Here is a 21,183-nt window from a genome sequence, read left to right on the forward strand (position 1 = left end):
CGACTCATGGAAGAGGTCAGTTCGTCATGCCTTGCCCTTGAACTGCTTGACGCTGCGCTTGTTGGCGGTGCGGCGATTCGCCTGCTTGTCCCTGGGGGCTCGCTTGCCTTCCCCGCTCGCAGGCTGGTCGGTGACCGGGAAGCCTTCAAGCTCGGCCAGCGGCAGCGCACGACCGGTCAGGGTGCGGATGGCGGCGAGGGTCTCAGCCTCCCCATGGCAGACCAGGGAGAGGGCGAGGCCCTTGCGCCCGGCGCGGGCGGTGCGGCCGATACGATGCACATAGACGGGGGCATTGGCGGGCAAGTCCAGGTTGATCACCACAGGCAGTGCCTCCACGTGGATGCCGCGCGCCATCAGATCCGTGGCCACCAGCACCCGCACCCTGCCCGCCTTGAAATCGGCAAGCGCCTGCTCCCGCACCCCTTGTTCCTTCTCCCCGTGCAGGGCCGCCACCGCTATGCCCGCCTTGGCGAGCTTTCTGGCCACGGCGTCGGCATCGTCCCGCGCGCTGATAAACACCAGCACCTGAGGCCACTCCTGCCCCTTGAGCAAGCCGATGAGCGCCGGCACCTTGCTGCTCTTGTTGACCAGATGGAGCCGCTCCTCGATCTCGCTCACCAGGCTGTTGAGGGGGGTTGCCTCGATGCGCACCGGGTTCGTCAGCAGGCCGGTGGCCAGGGTCTCGAGCTCGGTTGGCAGGGTGGCGGAGAAGAGCAGGTTCTGCCGCTCGGCAGGCATGGCGTTCATCAGCCACTGGATATCGGGCCAGAAGCCCATCTCCAGCAGGCGATCAGCCTCATCCAGCACAAGGGTGCGCAGGTGGCTCAGTCCCAGCAGCCACTGGGCCAGCAAGTCCCGCAGTCGCCCCGGGGTCGCCACCAGCAGTTGGGGCCCCAGGGCCAGCTCGGCCTGTTGCTGCTCCTGGGCCACGCCGCCGCACAGGGTCAGGAGACGCAGCCCCAACGCCTCGGCTCCGCCCTGCAGCGCGGCGCTCACCTGGGTCGCCAGCTCCCGGGTCGGCACCAGCACCAGCCCCTGTACCCGATCGGAGGCCGAGTCCAGCCCCTGCAGCAGCGGCAGGCCGAACGCCAGTGTCTTGCCGCTGCCGGTCTGGGCCAGCGCCAGCAGATCCTGGCCCTTCAGCGCCGCCGGAATGGCAAGCTGCTGGATGCGAGTCGGGGTATGCAATTCGGCAGGCAAGGCGGCCAGCAGGGCGGGATCGAGGTGGAGTTCGTTAAAAGTCATGGGGCTACGCGGCAGGAAGAAGTGGGAGGCGAAGTCTAGCCAGCCTGACCCCATAAGTAAAAGGTCGGTGAGAAGAAGTGGGGGTATATGGGCCAGCGAGTCTGTTCACCTCAACCCTTAGGGCCACGGCGCCCGCAATAAAAACGGCCTGCATCAGCAGGCCGTCGGCAATCAGGGCAAGACGAAACTTACAGGGCGGCCAGGGCGGCGGCGTAGTTCGGCTCGTCGGCCACTTCGGCCACCAGCTCGCTGTGCAGCACCTTGTCGTTTTCATCCAGCACCACGATGGCACGGGCAGCCAGGCCCACCAGGGGACCGGAGGAGAAGGCCACGCCGTAGTCCTGCAGGAAGGAGACGCCACGCAGGGTGGAGAGGTTCACTACCTTGTCCAGACCCTCGGCGCCGCAGAAACGGGCCTGGGCGAACGGCAGATCGGCGGAGATGCACAGCACCACTGTGTTGTTCAGGGCGCTGGCCTGCTCGTTGAACTTGCGCACGGAGGTGGCGCAGGTCGGGGTATCGACGCTCGGGAAGATGTTCAGGATCTTGCGCTTTCCGGCGAAGGTCGCCAGGGTCGCATCGGACAGATCGCCAGCAACCAGGGAGAAGGGCTTGGCCTGCTCACCGGCAACGGGGAAGTGGCCGGAGACGGAGACGGGGTTGCCTTGCAGGGTGACGGTATTGCTCATGTTAGGTCCTTGATTATCGATGGGGGATCCAGGGTTCCCAGTATAGGCCCAGCGGCAGGGGACAAACACCCGCTAACAAGAGGGATTTGTTGCCGCCTTGTCTCGCCCGTCCCGCTGAGATGGTGCAAAGAGGGGCTTGACCTTGGACTTAACACCAAGGTTTACACTGGGCTCAGACATTAGGGATCCCGCAGGGGCGGGATCCACTCAAGAGGGACTCATCATGAGCAAATCCTGCTGCAGCCATTCCCATGCCGCCCCCATCAAGGCCATCGGCAAGGCCGCCCCCCATCAACACGAACACGGGCACGACAGCCACTGCTGCGACAATGCGGCCCCAGTCAGCTGCAGCGCCGGTACGGCCTCCCATGCCCATCAGGAGCAGGGGGTAAACGAATCACCGGGGGATGAAGAGCCCCCCAGAGGAAGTTGCCAGAGTCAGGGTTGCTGTGACTCGCAGCCGGCTCATGACCATAGCGACCATGCTGGTCATGATCATCAGTCGGTCGCCGACAGCCCCGAGCCCCTGGCTTCGCCGACCCAGAACAGTCGCCGCCACAGCTGGCAGGTGCTGGGCATGGACTGCCCCAGCTGCGCCCGCAAGATAGAGACCGCCGTCGGTCGGGTGGCCGGCGTGCAGCAGGCCCGCGTGCTGTTTGCCACCGAGAAGCTGGTGGTGGATCTCGCCCCCGACCTCTCCCCCGATCCCGTCACCGCAGCCGTGCTTGCCGCTGGCTTCCGGCTCAAGGGCGAGGCCAGTGCCAAGGCCGCCGATGACAAGCATCGCAGCCCCTTGCTGACCCTGCTCGGCAACTTATTTGGCAAATATGGGCAACCCCTCTCCCTGGCCGCCCTGATGTTGGTGGCGGCCCTGCTGCCGGCCCAGTTCGGCCAGCCGCTCTTTACCCTGGCGACACTCTGGGGGCTCTGGCCCGTCGCCCGCAAGGCCTGGGCATTGACCAAGAGCGGCTCCCCCTTCGCCATCGAGACCCTGATGACGGTGGCGGCGCTCGGTGCCCTCTTCCTCGGCGAGACCGCAGAGGCGGCCATGGTGCTGCTGCTCTTCATGCTGGGGGAACACCTGGAGGCCTACGCCGCCGGTCGTGCCCGCGCCGGGGTCACCGCCCTGATGGCCCTGGTGCCCGACCAGGCGCTGCGCATTCGTACCACCGCAGAAGGTGAAAGACGGGAAGAGGTGGCCGCCGACGAACTGCGCCCGGGCGACATCATCGAAATCGCCCCCGGCGCCCGTCTGCCTGCGGACGCCCGCCTGATCGATGCCCTTGGGGCCTTTGACGAGAGCGCCCTGACCGGCGAGTCCATCCCGGTGGAGCGCCGTCAGGGTGACAAGGTGCCCGCCGGCAGTCTGGCGGCGGATAGGGTGCTGCGCCTCGAGGTGGTCTCCGAGCCCGGCAACAACGCCATCGATCGCATCCTGCACCTCATCGAGGAGGCCGAGAGCCAGCGCGCCCCCATAGAGCGCTTCATCGACCGCTTCAGCCGCTGGTACACCCCGGCCATGATGCTGGTCGCCCTGCTGGTGATGCTGGTACCGCCGCTCGCCTTCGGCCAGGGCTGGGACGAGTGGATCTACCGCGCCCTGGCGCTGCTGCTCATCGGCTGCCCCTGCGCCCTGGTGATCTCCACCCCGGCGGCGGTCACCTCGGCCCTGGCCGCCGCAACCCGCCAAGGGGCCCTGATCAAGGGCGGTGCGGCCCTGGAGCGACTGGCCCATATAGACACAGTTGCCTTTGACAAGACAGGCACCCTGACCCTGGGCAAGCCCCAGCTGACCGAGCTGACAAGCCTGGATGGCCGACCGGAGGCCGAACTGCTGGCCCTGGCCGCCGCCATAGAGCAGGGTTCCCACCACCCCCTGGCCCGCGCCGTGGTGGCTGCCGCGAGCGAGCAGGGGCTGACCTTGGCCAACGCACAGGATCTGCGCGCCCTCCCCGGCATGGGGGTGGAGGGACTCATCGACGGCGCCCTCTGGCAGCTGCTGGCCCCGAGCCGGATCCCTAGCCTCGACGAGGCCATCAACCAGCAAGTCAGCCACCTGGAGGCACAGGGCAAGACGGTGGTGGTGCTCTGTCAGGCACCCTCACCCCACCCTCTCCCAGAGGGAGAGGGAACTGCTCTCACCACACCGGTCGCACTGCTGGCGCTGCGGGACCAGATCCGGCCAGACGCCGTGGCGGCTCTGCGTGAGCTGAGGGAGCTTGGCCTGCAAAGCATCATGTTGACCGGGGACAACCCGCGCGCCGCCGAGGCGATCGCCAATGAGCTCGGCATGGAGTGGCGGGCCGGCCTGCTGCCTGAGGGCAAGGTGGAGGAGATAAGCCAGCTCGCCAGCACCCGCAAGGTGGCCATGATAGGGGATGGCATCAACGACGCCCCCGCCATGAAGCGGGCCAGCATCGGCATCGCCATGGGGGGCGGCACCGACGTGGCGCTGGAGACCGCCGACGCGGCCCTGACCCACAACCAGCTCGGCGGCCTGGCCGCCATGATCCGGCTGTCCCGCGCCGCGCTCGCCAATATCCACCAGAACATAGCCCTGGCGCTGGGGCTCAAGGCCATCTTCCTGGTCACCAGCCTGCTCGGCATCACGGGTCTGTGGATAGCCGTGCTGGCGGATACCGGTGCCACCGCTCTGGTCACCGCCAACGCCCTGCGACTGCTGCGCAAGCGCTGAGGTTCAGCCAGCAACACAAAGCCGTCACCCCGGGGTGACGGCTTTTCTCTTTCCCTTCCCCCCATACCTGCAAAGAAAAAGCGCGGCTGCCCTCTGGCAGTCGCGCTTTGCTTACTCTCTCGGGGTTATCCCACCCTTGGCGAGGTGGAATTCAACCCGGGGCTGCCGAGCCAGTCCCGGGCTCGATGGGATAGCTTACTTGGCGCTGCACTCCTGGACTATCACTGTGCCCACCTCGCCAGAGGTCTTGGCCGGATCGACCTTGACCAGGAAGCTCCACAGGCCCTGGGCCAGAGTCATGCTGTTGTTGCCCATGCCACCATCGCCGTGCTGCAGCGGATAGGACTGCTCGGGCTCCAGCGCGATCAGGGTGCCACCGGCATCCTTGACGAAGAACTGCTTGCTCCAGTTGCCGTCATCGTTGGCAAACTTGAAGTCAAAGCTGCCCCCGTAGTTGAAGGCGGCCTGATAGATGGCGAGGTTGCCCTCCATCCCCTTGTAGCTCAGCTGGTAAGCCGGTTGTGCGTTCCAGTCGCTCAGGCTGCCGCGAACATAGAGCGGGAAGCCCAGCGGGTTGCCCGCCACCGTATCCAGCACCTTGCAGCTCTGCACCGGCTCTGTGTAGCTGACGCTCAAGGTCGGCTTCTCCTTGTTCATGGCGGTGAAGACGAACTTGTAGCTGCCTGCCTTGTCCAGCGCCAACCCGACGTTGCCCGTTGAACCACCGGCACACAGGGTCAGCGGCGTGCCCACCACCAGCTTGTCACCGGCGTTGCAGCTGCCGTAGTTGATGTTCCAGCCAGCGTCGGCCACCTTCAGCTCTGTGTTGCCAAGCTGATCCGCCGTCACTTCAGCGCTGAACTCGTACATGAAGTTGCTGGTGAAGGTCAGCGGGTTCTTCTCCCCGAAGCTGGTATCCAGGAAGCCCTTCATGAAGAGCGCGGTGTCACCGAAGGGGGGCAGGGTGCTCAGGTCAGTCTTCTTGCCCACCGGCAGGCCCGCGCCCTGGGCGCCACTCTGTGGTTTGACGAAGACGGCGGCAGACCAGGCTCCGAGGGTCAGCTGGCCGTTGTCATAGCCGGCGCCACTGGCGATGCTGTCGACCCCGCGATGCTTGCCACTCAGCACCATGCCGGAGAGATCGATGGGCTGATCGTTGCCGTCACGGAAGTCGCCGATGCTCTGGGGGGCATTGCTGGCGTTGATCATCACCACCAGGCCGTCGATGGCGGTATCCAGATCCGCACCCGCGCTCGCACCGTCGTCCACGCTCATCACGATGAGACCCGGCACCTGATCCGGCCCGGTGTTGCGGAAGTCGACCCGCTTGATTACCTCAGCCCCGCTGCCAAGACGCAGCAGACGGGAGGATTGACGCAGCTCGGACAGCTCCTGGTAGAAGCTCACCATCTGCTGCATCTCGGCCGACCCCGGCGTGGCGTGCTGGCCGAGCACCTGCTCGATCAGCGCGTAGTTGGCCTCGTCCTTGTCCTTGCGCGGCAAGCCCTTGTCGAAGTTGTTGTCTCCGAGGGTGTAATCGACTCGGTTGTACCAGTCACCGGAGTCGTAGCTGTCACGCTCCATGGACTTGGAGCGCAGCAGCTCGACCCCGGCGTGAGTGAAGGGAATGCCCTGCCCCAGCATGGCGGTGGCCAGCGATACCCCCTGCATCCGCACCAGATCGGCCCCTCCCCGCGCCTTGTAGACCAGGTTGTCGAACAGGGTCTGGTTGTCGTGCTTGTCGACGTAGTTCTGAACTTCGGTCGGATCCTGGGCATAACCTGCGGCCTGACCGTTGTAGTCGATGTCGGCGCCCTTCTTCGGCACGCCGTCCTTGTCGGTCAGCACGAACTCCTTGAGGTTGCCCGCCATGCCGAGGCGCACCAGGTCTGACTGATGCAGGGCGGTGGCGAGATCCACGCCGTCCAGCTCGTTGGCATCCACCAGGGCGCCGTTGCCGAAGCCCTGGGTCTTGCGAATGGCCTCACCGCCGTCGAACGGGCTGCCGCCGCGCACCGCATCCCGCAACCGATCGGAGAAGGAGCCGATGCCGGTGCCGGCCAGGTGTTTCTGGGTCGCCTGCACGAAGCGCTTGTCATCCTGCACTTCGCCGAAGTTCCAGCCCTCGCCGTAGAAGTACATCTCGGGATTGACCTTCTTCACCTCGGCCAGGGCCTGCACCATCTGATCTTTCGGGTGATGACCCATGAGATCGAAGCGGAAGGCATCGATCTTGTAGTCCCGCGCCCAGGTCACCAGGGAGTCGTCCATCAGCTTGGCGAACATGGCGTGTTCAGGCGCCGTGTTGGAGCAGCAGGTGGAGTTCTCGACCGAGCCGGTCTCGGGATTGAGGCGCTGGTAGTACCAGGGCACTATCTTGTCGAGCACGGATTTGGGCCCCAGGCCAGCTTCGTTGGTGTGGTTGTAGACCACATCCATCACCACGTTCATGCCGATGTTCTGCTTGATGGCCATGACCATCTCGCGGAACTCCTTGATCCGGGCCGTCCCCTCCGCATTGGTGGCGTAGGAACCTTCCGGGGTGCTGTAGTGGTAGGGGTCATAGCCCCAGTTGAAGGAGTCCACCCCGCGCAGATAGCCATACAGCTCCTGCACCACAGGATTCTCCTTGCTGTCGCTGGCTTGCAGATCTTCCAGCACCGCCGCAATGGTCTCACCGCCGCCGCAGTGGCTGGCGAACCTGGAGTTCTTGACCTCGGCATTGACCTCGCACAGCTTGCTGAAGTCATCGCCGATGTTGGCTACCTTGGCCGGATCCTCGTTGACGGTGGCGATGTCGAACACCGGCAGCAGATGCAGGTGGCTGACGCCGCTCTTGGCCAGGGATTTCAGGTGGGTGACGGGGACGCTGTCGCTGTCGGTCAGCCCGAGGAACTTGCCGCGGTGCTCGGCCGGAGTGGAGTCGTCATTGCCGGTCAAGTCCCGGACATGGGCCTCATAGATGGTGATGTCGGCGGGATTGGCCTGGCTGTGGGGGGCCTTGAGGCTGTCCCAGCCCTCGGGTTTGAGGGCAGGATCGTCCAGATCCACCACCTGACTGAACTCGGAGTTCATAGCCAGGCTCAGGGAGTAGGGGTCTGTCACCTGGTAGGATTCCAGCTTGCGGCTGACCGGATGATAGACCTCGACGGCATAGCGATAGTACTTGCCCACCAGGTCACTGCCGCCCTGCAGGCTCCAGCTGCCGCTGGCTTCGTCTTGTGTCATGGCGCGCTCGCCGAGGGCCTTGTGCTGCTCGTCAAAGAGCGCCAGCTTGACCGACCTGGCGGTCGGAGCCCAGAGCCGGAAGGTGACGTTGCCCCCTTCCACTATGGCGCCATAGGCCAGCTTGGTGGCGGCATCGGCATAGAGGGCATCGAGGGCACCGGCGCTCTGCACCAGGGTAGCCCCCTGCAACACACCCTCGTCATCCGTGCCTATGGCCACCAGTTCCCCCTTGAGCAGGGGCTTGAGATCCGCGCCCGATGGCAGGGCAAAGGCGGCGGCATCCTTGAGGTGCGGGTACTTGGCCTGCTGCGAGGCCGAGAGGCTGGTCGGGGTCAGCTTGATATAGGGGAAGTCGAATACCCCTTCGGCATTGGCGGTGATGGTGCCTGATTCGGTGTGGTAGAGGCGCACATAGGGCTTGTCCTTGCCCCCTTGCCAGATGAGTGTGTTGCCGTCGATGAGGTGGGCACTGGCCCCCGCCACGCCGAAGGCGGCGGTGAAGGCCTCGGCACGGCTGCCGAAGATCTCGTTCTTGCCCGCGACTATGGCCACTGTGCGATCCGGGTGATCGCTGAAGATGACCTCCATGTTGGCGCCGGTCAGGTTGGCCAGATCGCCGTTGCGCGCGATGAAGTTGATGCAGCCCTCCATCTTGGCCAGCGGCACCACCCAGGCCGGGCCGAAGCTGTCCGCATCGGCTGGAACATTCGCCTTGCTGTCCCAATCGTCATAGCTGGGAACCTTGGTCTTATCGATGGCGCTGCAGGCATCGTTATTCCACAGGTGCAGGCTGTGGCTGGCGAAGGGCCCTGTGATACCGCGCGCCGCGCTGCTCTGGGTATCCACCAGGGCGATCACGGCCTCATCGGGACCGGCCACCAGCAGCTCGGCCGGGGGCTGGACGTTGGGAAGACGAGCGACAGGCTCATCCTGAGGGGTGGGGGTAGGAGTCGAAGAACTGTTGTCGTTACAGCCTGACAAAAGCGCGAGCAGTGAGGCTGTTACCAGCGCCACTTTGGTCTTTTTCATATCCATTTTTTTATAATTCCCGCTGTAGTTGGTCTCGATACTCGAGGTACCCGGTCGTAGCCGAGCGATGCCATATTAATCAGCGGAGATTGTTGTAAATGTGAGCAGCAGGGCAAAAAAAACCAATCCGTTTCAACAAGATAACGTTTTCATAACGAAAATTGGATCGCGCTCACAGACCCGCCCCGGCTTTGGGCCCATACCAGCACAAGAGAGGGGTTCATGGCGGAAAAATCAATTTCCGTTCAAATGGATAGCAAGGAGTCATGGCCTATGAAACGGATCGAGGAGCAGGCAAAACGGCTGGATCAGGAGTATCAGGGGATTGCCCAGCTGTTCCACCAATTTTGCCAGCAGGCCGGGGGGCTCGCCGAGCAGTATCACTTCTTCAGCTGGCCCGATTACGAAGAAACGCCGCCCCTCTGCCGGGCCTTCACCCTGCTGGGTGAGCCGCGCGAGCTGCGGCTGCGCTGTCAGCCCGGTGAGCGGGGAACCCTGGTCGGCATCATCCAGATCCTGGATGACGAGGGAAAGACCCACGCCAGCCTGGGCTTTCGCGCCGACGGCCACCTGCTGCTGGAGCCGGGTCGACTGCTGGATGATCCCCCTGGGTTGCTGCTCAAGCTGATGCTGGGCTCGCTCTGGCAGGATCAGGCCAAGGGGGAAAACGAGCGCCCGCCACACTGAGGCCGGGCCCCGGAGGCCCGGCTGGCCTCATCCCTGCGCTATCTCTATGGTCAGGTGCACCAGCTCCTCGTGGATGGCGAGCCGTTCGCGGATCGCCTGGGCCGGGACTGGGACCGCCATTCGCAGGGAGAGCACGGCCGCATACTGCACCTGTCCCACCCGCCAGACGTGCAGATCGCGGATCTCGGCGTCAGGCAGCTCGGCTATCACCTCGCGGATCTCCGCCACCAGGGGAGCGTCCATCTCCGCATCCAGCAGCACCCGCCCCGTGTCCCGCAGCAACCCCCGGGCCCAGATCGCCACCAGCACGGCCCCCACTATGCCCATCAGGGGATCCAGCCAGTCGGCCCCCCACAGCATGCCCCCCACCAGGGCTATGATGGCCAGCACAGAGGTGGCCGCATCCGCCAGCACGTGGAGGTAGGCGGCACGCAGGTTCAGATCCTGATGGCCGTGGTCGTGGGGGTGAGCATCATGGTCGTGACCCTGGTGATGATCGTGATGATGAACGTGGCCGTGGTGATGGTCATGGTCGTGGTCGTGATGATGAGCATGACCGTGATGATGGTCATGATCATCCTTGAGCAGCCAGGCGCAGGCCAGGTTCACCAAGAGGCCGAGCAGGGCGATGCCGATGGCCTGCTGATAGTGGATCGGGCTGGGATCCAGCAGCCGGGCCACCGATTCGAACAGCATCAGGCCCGCCACCCCCACCAGCAGCAGGGCGCTGCTGAAACCTCCCAGCACCTCTATCTTCCAGGTACCGAAGCTGAATCTGTGATCCCGGGCGAAGTGGCGGGCGGCGCGATAGGCCACGACGGAGAGGCCGAGGGCCAGGGCATGGGAGCTCATGTGCCAGCCATCCGCCAGCAGCGCCATGGAGTTGTAGAACCAGCCGCCACCGATCTCCGCCACCATCATGACGAGGGTGAGCAACACGGCCCAGCGGGTTTTCTGTTCCGCCAGCGGATTCCCCTGGTGCACGACGGGTTGATGGCAGTGGCATGAGGTGAGGGATGACATGGATTTCTCCTGAGAGCGATGATGCAATATACTATACCCCAGTATAGTTTTATTGTGCGAGAGGATCCCATGTCACACACGGTTCACGACAAGAAGAAGCTGCTGGCCCGGGTCAGGCGCATCAAGGGACAAACCGGCGCCCTGGAGAGTGCGCTGGAGCAGGAGACCGACTGCGCCGCCATCTTGCAGCAGATCGCCGCCATCCGTGGCGCCGTCAACGGCCTGATGCTGGAGGTGCTGGAAGGCCATATGCGCGAGCATCTCGGCGCCGAAGAGGCGACCCCGGCCGAGCGGCTGGAGGATCTGGATCAGGTGGTACGGGTATTGCGATCCTATCTGAAGTAAAGGCTCCCCGACCGGCTCGCCACTGGCGCCAGCCATGGGAACGAGTCCGGACCCGACCCCTTTACAGCAAAAGGGGCCAGGGCTGTGCACGGCGGGCCCGTTTCAGACTTGAGCCCTCGCCTGCTTTACGCCATCATGACCGCCGATCATTGATCCCCTTATACTGGATTCCACTTCGCAAGGACCCCCCATGTTTGAACACGTCGATGCCTATGCTGGCGACCCCATACTGACCCTGGTCGAGACCTTCCACAAAGACACCCGCGAGCAGAAGGTAAACTTGGGGATCGGCCTCTATTACGACGAGCAGGGCCGCATTCCGCTGCTGCCCTCGGTGCAGCAGGCCGAAGCCCAGCGCGCCGCCGCGCCGGCGCCGCGCCCCTATCAGCCGATGGAGGGTGCCGCCAACTACCGCACTGCGGTGCAGCACCTGCTGTTTGGCGCCGACCATGAAGCGGTCAAGGCGGGTCGCATCGCCACCATCCAGACCATAGGCGGCTCCGGCGCGCTCAAGATCGGCGCCGACCTGCTCAAGCGTTACTTCCCGACCTCCGAGGTGTGGGTCAGCAATCCCACCTGGGACAACCACAAGGCCATGTTCGAGGGGGCCGGCATCCAGGTGCACGACTACCCCTACTACGATGCGGCCACCGGCGGCGTCCAGTTCGATGCCATGATCGACTGCCTGAGCAGCCTGCCGGCGAAGAGCATAGTGCTGCTGCACCCCTGCTGTCACAACCCGACCGGGGTGGATCTCTCCTCTGCCCAGTGGGACCAGGTGATAGCGCTGGTGGTGGATAAGGGGCTAATTCCCTTTATGGATATCGCCTATCAGGGCTTCGGTGACGGGCTGGAAGAGGATGCCTACGCCATCCGCGCCATGGTGGCCGCCGGTGTCAGCTTCTTCGTCAGCAACTCGTTTTCCAAGAACCTCTCCTTCTACGGCGAGCGCTGCGGCGGCCTGTCGGTCATCTGCAAAGATGCCGAAGAGGCGGGCCGGGTGCTGGGCCAGATGAAGGCAACCGTGCGCCGCAACTACTCCAGCCCCCCCACCCACGGCGGTCAGGTAGCCGCGGCCGTGATGAGCCAGCCCGAGCTGCACGCCCTGTGGGTTGGCGAGGTGACCGAGATGCGCACCCGCATCAAGGCGATGCGCCAGAAGCTCTACGAGGTGCTCTGCGCCAAGGTGCCGGGCCGTGATTTTGGCTACTTCATCAATCAGCGCGGCATGTTCAGCTACACCGGCTTCACGCCGGAGCAGGTTGACCGCCTGCGCGAAGAGTTCGCCGTCTATCTGGTGCGCTCGGGTCGCATGTGCGTGGCGGGCCTCAACAGCCGCAACGTCGACTATGTGGCCGACGCCATGGCCGCCGTGCTCAAGGGGTAATCCGTGCAAGCCCCGCTTCGGCGGGGCTTTTTGTTTGTTCCGTCTGGAGGGGCAATCCCGGCTGCCAGACGTTCCCCTCATCCTCGCCCGCACGGGCTTCATCCCGGAAGGTTTTATGGATCTCATCGCGCTCTCACGCCTCGGCGGACGCCATCTGGTGACCCTGCACCTGCTGCTCGACAGCCAGAGCGTCACCCGCACCGCCGAGCGGCTCTGCACTACCCCCTCCACCGTCAGCAAGACCCTCAACCAGTTGCGGGATCTGCTCGGCGATCAGCTGCTCTACCGTCAGGGCAACCAGCTGTTGCTGACCCCCTTTGCCGAACGGCTCGGGCCCACGTTGCACCGGCTGCTAAGCGAGCTCAACGGCCTCACCTGCCAGAGCGCCTTTGATCCCCGGCAGTGGCAAGGCACCCTGAAATTGGGACTGCGGGAGAGCCTGATGACCTGGCCGGTTGGCCCCCTTCTCGGCCAGCTGATGCAACAGGTACCGGGGTTGGTCCCCGAAATTTGGAGCAAGGATGAACAGGGCCTGGCGGCACTGGCAGCGGGCAGACTCGACTTCGTGATCTTGCCCCATGATCAGAGCCAACCCCTGCCCCGTCACCCCGGCCTGGTATGGGAGACCCTGCGCGAAGATCAGCTGGTATGCCTGCTGCGGGTCGACCATCCGGCCCTGAGTCGTCCCTGGGACCTCGATGCTTACTTAAGCTGGCGCCATCTCGCCATTCGCGACAGTGAACTGGCCAACCCCTTTTTCGAACAGAGCCTGGCTCAACAACAGGCAAGGCGACAGATAGGCGCCACCCTGCCTGATTTCACCAGTGCGGCCGCCCTGTTGCCCCACACCGACCTGATCCTCACCGCCATCGGTGGCTGGGCGACACAGATAGCGACGCACTCAAGGTTGGTCATCCGACCGGTACCCTTTGACTACGGCAGGGTGAGCCACAGCCTGGTGTGGTATGGCCCGGCGGGAGAAAATCCGGCCCACCGCTGGCTGCGCCAGCAACTGCATGCGCTGGCTAATGCGCTAGCGTAGAGTCATGTCAATGGGACTGGGGTCTGCCCAACCGGGTAAGCAGCTCGCCGATGGCGTACTGCACCGCATCCCGATGGGGATAGATCACATGAGCGCCCGCCATCAGCTCCAACACGCAGCTATCCTGTTCATGGCGTGCCACCAGCGTCACCTGCCCCTGATAGCGATGTTCCCGCAGGGAGTGAAGCAGCCTCATGGTGGAGTGCAGGTCCGGCAGGGTGTTCACTACTCCCCGCGTGGTCGACAGCGGCAAGCTATCGAGATAACCGGCATCACAGGCGTCTCCGTAGCGCACCGGCAACCCCTCCCGCCGCAATCGCCCCACCAGCTCAGGATCAAAATCGACCCCCATCCCCCTGATCCCTTGCTGCAACAGCCCTTTGAGTAAATGTTCACCATAGCGCCCCAGCCCCACCACCAGCAGATCCACCCCAGGCTCGGCAAGGGTGCCCTGCTCATCACTGTTTTCACGATAGGGGTGCGCCCGCTCGACCCAGCCCAACAAGGGAGAGAGGCGCGCAAACAACCAGTGAGAGTTGAGGATCATATAGGTGGAAAGGGCGATGGTGATAAGCCCCACCAGCGTGGTCAATCCGAGCGCGCTACTGCCCACATGACCCAGCGAGATCCCCATGGCCACAAAGATGATAGAGAACTCGCTGATCTGGGCCACGGTGAGGCCTGCCATAAAACCGGTATGCTTGCGATAGCCCATATAGCCCATGATGATCATCACGATCAAGGGGTTACCAATCAGCACAAAGAGTGAGAGCAGCACGGCAGGCAATAGCTCATCGCCCAAGGTACTGAAATCGAGCTTGGCACCCAGGTCGATGAAGAAGAACAGCAGCAAGAAGTCACGAATGCCGGTCAATCTGGCATTAATCGCATCCCGATAGGGATTGGACGCCAGGGTAAATCCAGCCAGAAAAGCACCCGCCTCCTTGGAGAAGCCGGTCCACTCCCCCAGCGCCGCGAGGCCGGTGGCCCAGGCGATGGCAAAGATCAGCAGCAGCTCCTGAGATCGCGCCATCCGCCGCACCAGGTAGGGCAGCAGATAACGCATCAGCACGAAGATAGTCACTCCCGCCGCGACCAGCCTCACCGTCAGGGAGAGTATCACCTGATCCCAACCACCGCCCTCGGTGCGCAGGGTACTCATGGCCATCATCGCCAACACCACCGCCAGATCCTGCACGATCAGAAAACCGACGGCGATCCGGCCGTGCAGGGAGTCCAGCTCCCGTTTATCCGAGAGCAACTTGACGATGATGATGGTACTGGAAAAGGTGAGCGCTACCGCCACATAGATGGCTTCCAGCGGTGGCTTGCCCAGCAGCAGGATCAAACCAAAACCAATCACTATGGTGAAACAGAGTTGGCCCAGCCCGGTCGCCAGGGCAACGGGACCAAGATGACGCACATGCTGCAGATCAAGCTTGAGACCCACCACAAACAGCAACACCACCACGCCAATCTGAGCCAGCAGATCAATCTGCTCGTAAGCCATCGAGCCATGGGGGGATACCAACTCAAGTACCGCGGGGCCCACCACAATCCCAACCGCGATGTAAGCAATCAGCACAGGTTGACGCAACCAGATGGCAATCCCCCCCGCCAGCGCGGATAGCAGCAACAAGAGGGCAAACTCGGCAAACATCTGATGCATTCGTTGTCACTCCCCAGCGAGATTCAAATCCGGGTGACCTGCCGCCAACGCCAACAGGCTTTTTCACACTCCACGAGCAGAAATATCAAGACAGAAAACAGCAGGATCAGCCCCCACGAGGTCACATCTAGCCCCTCGCTGTGGAATACCTGCTGCATCAAGGGCAGATAAGTAAAGAGCAGTTGCAACATCACCAGTATCAAACAGACCCAGATCGCTACCGGATTCCCCCTCCGCCCCCCTCTTCCCCAAGCCGGGGCGGTAAAGTTGCGGACGTTGAACAGATAGGCCAACTCCCCCAACGCCAGCATATTGACCGCGGCCGTCCGCGCCTGCTCCAGCGAGCTTCCCCGCGCCAACTCCCACTCGAACACCGCAAAGGTCACTGCAATCATCAACAGGGTGACGAAGGCAATCCGCGCCGCCAGAATGGGGGTGATCAAGGATTGCCCCGCAGGCCGAGGCGGATGATCCATCACGCCCGGCTCGGCAGGCTCGAACGCGAAGGCCAGCGCCAGCGTGACCGCCGTCACCATATTGATCCAGAGGATCTGGGCGGCGGTGATCGGCATGGCCACACCGGCAAGGATAGCCAGCAGTAACACCCCGGCCTGTCCCCCGTTGGTGGGCAGGATAAACAGCAAGGATTTCTTGATGTTGTCAAAGACCACCCGCCCCTCGCGCACCGCTCGGGCAATGGTGGCAAAGTGGTCATCGGTCAGCACCAGATCGGAGGCTTCCCGCGCCGCGTCCGTGCCCTTATGGCCCATAGCGACCCCGATGTCAGCCATCTTGAGGGCCGGGGCGTCATTGACCCCATCTCCGGTCATGGCGACCAGCTCGCCATTGGCCTGCATCGCCATGATCAGCCGCAACTTGTGCTCCGGGCTGGCACGGGCATAGACATCGCAATGACGCACTCGCTCGGCCAGCGCCGCCGGATCCAGAGTATCCATCTCCCCCCCGGTGGTCGGGGTACAGGCCAACAATCCCAGCTGACGCCCTATGGCCTCGGCGGTGGCACCGTGATCCCCGGTGATCATCTTGACCCGGATCCCGGCCCGTTGACACTCGGCAATCGCGTGAACCGCATCCTCCCGCGGAGGATCCACCATGCCGACCATGCCAAGCAGGGTCATCCCCTGCAACATGTCAGGGGTCAGTTGGCAACTAGCACCATCAAGTTGTGCAGCGGCCAGGGCCAGCACCCGCTCACCCTGGCTGGCCGCCTGCTCGATACGCACCTGCCACTGCGCATGCTGTTGTTGACTCATTTGGCACAGGGCCATGACCCGCTCGGGGGCCCCCTTGAGCAGCAGCAAGCCCCCCTGATGCAAGGTGGCCATATATTGATGCTCTGACTCGAAGGGGATCAGATCGACACTTGGATGGGCCTGCTGGTCGTGTTCTACCGTCAAACCCGCTTTCAGCGCAAAGACCAGCAAGGCTCCTTCGGTCGGGTCTCCGGCCAGTTGCCACTCCCCCTCATGCGCCAACAGATGGGCGTCATTGCAGAGCAGGGCACACTGCGCCAGGGCAGTGATGGCGGCGGGTAAGGGTTCACCAACCTCTCGCTCGCGAGTCAGCGGAGAGAGGGCGCCGACCGGGGTATATCCCACCCCCGCGACACGCCAGGTTTCCTCCCACAGCATGGCCCGCACCACCGTCATCTCGTTACAGGTCAGGGTACCGGTCTTGTCGGAGCAGATGATGGTCACCGACCCCAGGCTCTCCACCGCTGGCAGTCGTCTGACGATCGCCTGCTTCCCTGCCATGATGCGAGTACCTATGGCCAGCACTATGGTCACGATAGCGGGCAACCCCTCGGGAATGGCGGCAACGGCCAACCCCACCACCGCCTGAAACAGGATGTCGACAGACATTCCCCGTACCCAGTAGCCATAGACAAAGACCAGCGCCCCCACCAGCAAGATCACCAGCGTGATGAGGCGGGCAAAATGATCAAGTCGGCGCGTCAAGGGAGTACTGAGGGCGACCACCTCTCCCACCATGATTCCGATACGCCCTATCTCGGTCTGGCTGGCGGTGGCGACCACCACCCCCATCCCCTGCCCCCGACTCACCAGGGTGCCCGAATAGGCCATATTGCTTCGCTCCGCCAACGGCAGATGAGCGGCTAACGGCTCACTCTGTTTACTCACGGGGAGAGACTCGCCAGTCAGGGCCGCCTCGCTGATGTGGAGTTGATGGGTGCGCAACAGGCGCAGATCCGCTGGCACCTTGTCACCCGACTCGAGCCACACCAGATCACCCGGGACCAACTGGCTGGCGGGGATCTTGCGCTTGCCCCCCTGACGCAAGACAGTGGCCTCGCTGGCCAGCATGGCACTGACTGCGGCCAACGCCTGCTCTGCCTTCCCCTCCTGGGTGTACCCAATCAGGGCATTGATGAGGATCACCGCCAGGATCACCCCAGCGTCAACGAAATCCCTCAACAGCAACGTGAGGACGGCGGCGGCGAGCAACACATAGATGAGGGGGTTGTGAAAGTGCAGCAATAAACGCAGCCAAGCCGGGCGGGCCTTGGCGCGGGGAAGCGTATTGGCACCCTGCTGGTGCAGTCGACTGGCGGCCTCCGCCTCCGTCAGCCCTTGTGTGGGGTCGACCGTCAGTTGCTGCAACACCTGCTGTTTGCTGAGGGTGTGCCAAGTGGGAGGAGCATGAGGGGGGTCATGGTGACGCATGATATCTGCCTCCTGCTGGTTACATGACCAGCGCCTTATGACGCCACAATATCACGCGACCAGTACAGTCCCGGCAAAATCGGACCTTTTCTTGACCCCAATCAAGTCAATTATCATTAGTTTGCCAAGGGGGAACTCACGGCCGATGGGTATAGAGGGGGCTCGGGAAGGTGGCGACGTTGTTGCCAAGCTCTGTGATGCGGGCCGCCCCCTGCTTGCGCACCTGATCGATGCGCAGCACCTGGTGCATGGGGATCAGGGTGCGGTTGACGTCGGCAAACTCACTCTTGAGCTTCTCGTGACTGGGATCGACGATGAGCGCAGTGTGGTTGTCCCATACGAAGTTCGCGATCTCGATGAAGCCGAACAGCTGGCCCTGATTCACGTCCCTGACATAGACCTCGTAACGCTCGTTGTGACAAATAAACTGCACTCGATATAAGACGTTGGCTTCACTCATGGGTATCTGTTGATGATGGGCGGTTTTCCCATTCTAGCCGCCACTTTGTGCGCACCAAATAGACAGACATCACAGTTGCGTCATATCGGGTCTCAGGAGGCAGAAGATTCGGCGTCCGTCACAGCGGCGGCAGGGAAACAGGGCCAAATCCTTTCACCTTCAATGCGTTGGACAACCTATCAAGCTCCTCCATGGCGGCCTCCTGCCAGAGCGTCGCCTCCCCGCGTACCCCGTGATGGCGAAAACCGTTGAGACGAATAGGTACAGGTCCCAGCGTCTGCAAGAAGGCAGCGAGCCCGGCGTCCAGCTCCCCTCTGGCGTCCAGAAAATCGCTGCGCCCCGGCACCTGGAGCAGCCGCAGCTCCGCCAGCTTGCCAGCCCGCGCGAGCAGTTGCAGCGAGGCCAGCACCCGCTCCCGGCCCTGACCCGTGAGCGAGTGATGCACCGACTCGCGCCACCCCTTGAGATCTATCATGGCGCCGTCCAGCACCGGCAGCAGCCGCTGCCAGCCCGTTTCACCAAGGGATCCGTTGCTGTCCAGCAGGCAGGTGAGATGGGCAAGATCCGGCGCGGCCTTGATGGCCGCAAAGAGCGCCACCACGAAGGGGAGCTGGGTGGTGGCCTCACCGCCGGATACTGTGATGCCGGTGAGCAGCGGGCCGTAGCGGCGCAGCAGGGCCAGCACCTCGGCCACCGACATCTGGTGGGTCTTGGGGCTGGCGCTGCGGGGACAGGCATCCAGGCAGCGATCACAATGGGTGCAGAGAGACGCCTGCCAACGCACCCTGCCATCAATGGGAGTCAAGGCCCCGCTCGGGCAGCCGGGCACGCAGTCGCCACAGTGATCGCACAGCCCTATGGTGTGGGGGTTGTGGCAGCCAGGGCAGCGAAAGTTGCACCCCTGCAGAAAGAGCACCAGCCGGTTGCCGGGGCCGTCCACGCAGGAGAAGGGCAACCAGCGACTGACCGTCGCGGTGCGCGCCCCCTTGTCACTGTCAGTAGTCACACAGGGTCGCCTCAAGGGCGACCACCCGCGGCGCCCGCTGGCGGATCCCGGTCAGCTCGCTCGCCTCGGCGCCGAGGCAGGTGGTCTGCAGTCGTGATCCTTCCGCCGCAAAGCGGGCCACATCGCTCTTGCGGATCATGTAGCCGGTCACCCGCACCAGGTCGCTGTCCGCCACGTTGGCACTGAATTCGCGCATGCCGAGGGCGAAGGCCCCCTTGCAGAGCTGCAGCAGTGCCTGCGGGTTCTGGCGGATGGTGGGATCCAGGGTCAGGATCTCGCTGATCCCGGAGTGGTAGTAGCCGTGGTGCGGCGCCAGGGCCAGCAGGTGGCTGGCGGGATCCGGCTCCTCCCCATAAGGGATCCTCACCCCTGGGGTGACCCCCTGGTCCAGGCTGAGCCCGCCCTGGGAGTGCAGCAGGGCACGCCCGCCCCAGGCGTGGAGCTGGGGCCGGGCCGTCACCCAGGCCGAGAGCCGGGCCGAGATGCGATGGCCGAGCTGGTTCGCCCCCTCGTCGTGGCCGTAGCGCCCGGGCAGCCCCGCCTTATCCATCAGCAGGTTCACCGCCTCCGCCATGCCATAGATGCCGAACATGGGGACAAAACGCGCCTCCTCGATCAACCCCTCCTCCACCAGGAAGCTGGCGAAGAAGCCGGACTCTTGGTGCAGGAAGGCGGCCCTTGCCTCGATGAGGCGGGAGGCCTGCTCGCAGTAGTGGGGCAGCCAGCGCGTCATGAACTCCTCGAGGTCGGCGCTCTGCTCGGCCATCCCCTTGAGGGAGAGGCGCACCAGGGTGTTGGCACCGCCCCCCAGGGGCAGGGCGTTGTAGCAGCTGACGATGCCAAAGCCCCGCTCATCGAAGGTCTCCCTGTGGATCGGGTAGTTGACGATGTGGGGCTTGCCGCACAGGGCTATGTTCTGCACCCCCTGCATCAGCAGGCTGTCCGGGGTCGATGCGGGATCGTGAAACAGGCTGAGGTTCGGCGCCACCTGCTTGAGTTCGCCGTCGATGCGCAGGATCAGGCGGCAGATCCTGTTGTCATCCGGCCCGATATTGACGTGCATGAAGGCATCCGGCAGCACCCTGTCCAGGTAGATCCAGAAGCCTTTCAGCTTGCGATACAGCGCCTCGTCATCCAGCCCCCCGACGAAGGGCAGCAGCAGGTGATCGAGGCGCCCCAGCCAGACCGGCATGCCGGTGACCGAGGGCACGTGGTGATAGAGGATGCGCAGGGCATCCAGGGCCTCGTCGAAATCCCGTGGCGGCGCCAGCTCCAGCCAGGGGGAGCCCTGGCGCAGGAACTTCTCATAGTCCGGCAGCACGTAGCGTGGCTTGTAGGGGGCATGTCCCTCGAACATGTCGCAGAGCACCCCTTGCGCCATCGCTTCGGCCACCTCGGCAGGCAGCGCGGGATAGGGCAGCGCATTCTCGGCGGCGAGCGCCAGGGCATGGCTCTTCTGAGCCGGGGAGAGCAGGGGGTCGCGCACTATGCGCTGGCAGCTGGCGGTGAGGGACATGGGAAACTCCTTGGCGGATGATTCCTAAATCCTCACACTCGAGAGGCCTTTTTTGAAGTGACATTCACAACATAACGGATGTCCGATAGAGACATCCGTTAGGCGGGATCACGGCTTATCCCAGCCAGGGCAGCAGGGCGAGCAGTCCCCCCTGCCAGCGCAGCAGGAAGAAGCCCCCCATGCCGACCACTACCACCACCAGAGTCGGCAGGCGCAGCAGGGTCAGCACCGTCACCAGCAGGGTGGCAGCCAGGTAGTCCGGATCCCACTCCAGCCCCTTGCCCGGCTCATAGCTGAAGACGATGGGCAACCAGATGGCGGTCAGCACCGACTGGGCCGAGAAGCTGAGGAAGGCCCCCATCTCGGCGCCCGGTTGATAGCGGGTCAGCCGCGAGAAGAAGGCGAAGCGGTTGAAGAAGGTGATCAGGGCCAGCAGGCCAATCATCAGCCAGCCCAT

At 63.7% G+C, this 21,183-nt stretch carries 15 protein-coding genes; 5 read left to right on the forward strand and 10 right to left on the reverse strand.

Annotated elements, in window-relative coordinates:
• Nucleotides 1–24: 24 nt before the first annotated feature.
• Nucleotides 25–1,245 carry a DEAD/DEAH box helicase gene (locus ACB030_RS11150; RefSeq protein ID WP_371159754.1) on the reverse strand — a complete coding sequence of 407 codons (1,221 nt, stop codon included), beginning with the start codon at nucleotides 1,243–1,245 and terminating at the stop codon, nucleotides 25–27.
• Nucleotides 1,246–1,433: 188 nt separating this feature from the next.
• Nucleotides 1,434–1,934 carry a thiol peroxidase gene (gene tpx / locus ACB030_RS11155; RefSeq protein WP_042044238.1) on the reverse strand — a complete coding sequence of 167 codons (501 nt, stop codon included), beginning with the start codon at nucleotides 1,932–1,934 and terminating at the stop codon, nucleotides 1,434–1,436.
• A gap of 223 nt (nucleotides 1,935–2,157) precedes the next feature.
• On the opposite strand from tpx, the gene ACB030_RS11160 reads away from it, so the two are divergent.
• Nucleotides 2,158–4,629, forward strand: coding sequence for a zinc/cadmium/mercury/lead-transporting ATPase (locus tag ACB030_RS11160; protein WP_371159757.1), 2,472 nt, complete (start codon nucleotides 2,158–2,160; stop codon nucleotides 4,627–4,629).
• Nucleotides 4,630–4,824: 195 nt separating this feature from the next.
• Here the strand turns inward: ACB030_RS11160 and pulA are convergent, their stop codons facing one another.
• Nucleotides 4,825–8,892 (reverse strand): pullulanase-type alpha-1,6-glucosidase, encoded by a 4,068-nt coding sequence (gene pulA, locus ACB030_RS11165; RefSeq protein ID WP_371159759.1) that lies wholly within the window; start codon nucleotides 8,890–8,892, stop codon nucleotides 4,825–4,827.
• A 267-nt stretch (nucleotides 8,893–9,159) separates the two neighbouring features.
• Between pulA and ACB030_RS11170 the strand changes: the two genes are divergently transcribed.
• Nucleotides 9,160–9,573 (forward strand): hypothetical protein, encoded by a 414-nt coding sequence (locus ACB030_RS11170; RefSeq protein WP_111913645.1) that lies wholly within the window; start codon nucleotides 9,160–9,162, stop codon nucleotides 9,571–9,573.
• 27 nt (nucleotides 9,574–9,600) lie between these two features.
• Here ACB030_RS11170 and dmeF read toward each other — a convergent pair whose 3' ends face one another.
• Nucleotides 9,601–10,596: a CDF family Co(II)/Ni(II) efflux transporter DmeF gene (dmeF, locus tag ACB030_RS11175; RefSeq protein WP_371159761.1), complete on the reverse strand. Its 996-nt coding sequence runs from the start codon at nucleotides 10,594–10,596 to the stop codon at nucleotides 9,601–9,603.
• A 69-nt stretch (nucleotides 10,597–10,665) separates the two neighbouring features.
• Here dmeF and ACB030_RS11180 point away from each other — a divergent pair, with 69 nt between their 5' ends.
• The 3 genes from ACB030_RS11180 (at nucleotide 10,666) to ACB030_RS11190 (ending at nucleotide 13,370) form a co-directional block, all read left to right on the forward strand.
• Nucleotides 10,666–10,941, forward strand: a complete 276-nt coding sequence (locus tag ACB030_RS11180; RefSeq protein WP_205641023.1) for a metal/formaldehyde-sensitive transcriptional repressor — start codon at nucleotides 10,666–10,668, stop codon at nucleotides 10,939–10,941.
• 190 nt (nucleotides 10,942–11,131) lie between these two features.
• Nucleotides 11,132–12,328, forward strand: coding sequence for an aromatic amino acid transaminase (locus tag ACB030_RS11185; RefSeq protein WP_371159764.1), 1,197 nt, complete (start codon nucleotides 11,132–11,134; stop codon nucleotides 12,326–12,328).
• A 115-nt stretch (nucleotides 12,329–12,443) separates the two neighbouring features.
• Entirely contained in the window at nucleotides 12,444–13,370 is a 927-nt protein-coding gene (locus tag ACB030_RS11190; RefSeq protein WP_371159791.1) for a LysR family transcriptional regulator, read from the forward strand.
• Between the two features lie 7 nt (nucleotides 13,371–13,377).
• On the opposite strand, the gene ACB030_RS11195 is transcribed toward ACB030_RS11190, so the two are convergent.
• The 6 genes from ACB030_RS11195 to ACB030_RS11220 form a co-directional block, all read right to left on the reverse strand.
• Nucleotides 13,378–15,039: a cation:proton antiporter gene (locus tag ACB030_RS11195; protein ID WP_371159766.1), complete on the reverse strand. Its 1,662-nt coding sequence runs from the start codon at nucleotides 15,037–15,039 to the stop codon at nucleotides 13,378–13,380.
• Nucleotides 15,040–15,062: 23 nt separating this feature from the next.
• Entirely contained in the window at nucleotides 15,063–17,744 is a 2,682-nt protein-coding gene (locus ACB030_RS11200) for a cation-translocating P-type ATPase (RefSeq protein ID WP_371159768.1), read from the reverse strand.
• 136 nt (nucleotides 17,745–17,880) lie between these two features.
• Nucleotides 17,881–18,204: a DUF1820 family protein gene (locus tag ACB030_RS11205; RefSeq protein WP_371159770.1), complete on the reverse strand. Its 324-nt coding sequence runs from the start codon at nucleotides 18,202–18,204 to the stop codon at nucleotides 17,881–17,883.
• A 118-nt stretch (nucleotides 18,205–18,322) separates the two neighbouring features.
• The gene (locus tag ACB030_RS11210; protein ID WP_371159772.1) at nucleotides 18,323–19,210 is read right to left on the reverse strand and encodes a YjjW family glycine radical enzyme activase; all 888 of its coding nucleotides are present in this window, start codon (nucleotides 19,208–19,210) and stop codon (nucleotides 18,323–18,325) included.
• Nucleotides 19,200–20,726, reverse strand: a complete 1,527-nt coding sequence (locus ACB030_RS11215) for a YjjI family glycine radical enzyme (RefSeq protein ID WP_371159774.1) — start codon at nucleotides 20,724–20,726, stop codon at nucleotides 19,200–19,202. Before ACB030_RS11215 ends, ACB030_RS11210 begins: the two co-directional genes overlap by 11 nt.
• Nucleotides 20,727–20,841: 115 nt before the next feature.
• Nucleotides 20,842–21,183, reverse strand: coding sequence for an AzlD domain-containing protein (locus tag ACB030_RS11220; RefSeq protein WP_371159794.1), 342 nt, complete (start codon nucleotides 21,181–21,183; stop codon nucleotides 20,842–20,844).

The sequence above is a fragment of the Aeromonas sp. S16(2024) genome (assembly GCF_041403065.1).
Taxonomy (GTDB): domain Bacteria; phylum Pseudomonadota; class Gammaproteobacteria; order Enterobacterales; family Aeromonadaceae; genus Aeromonas.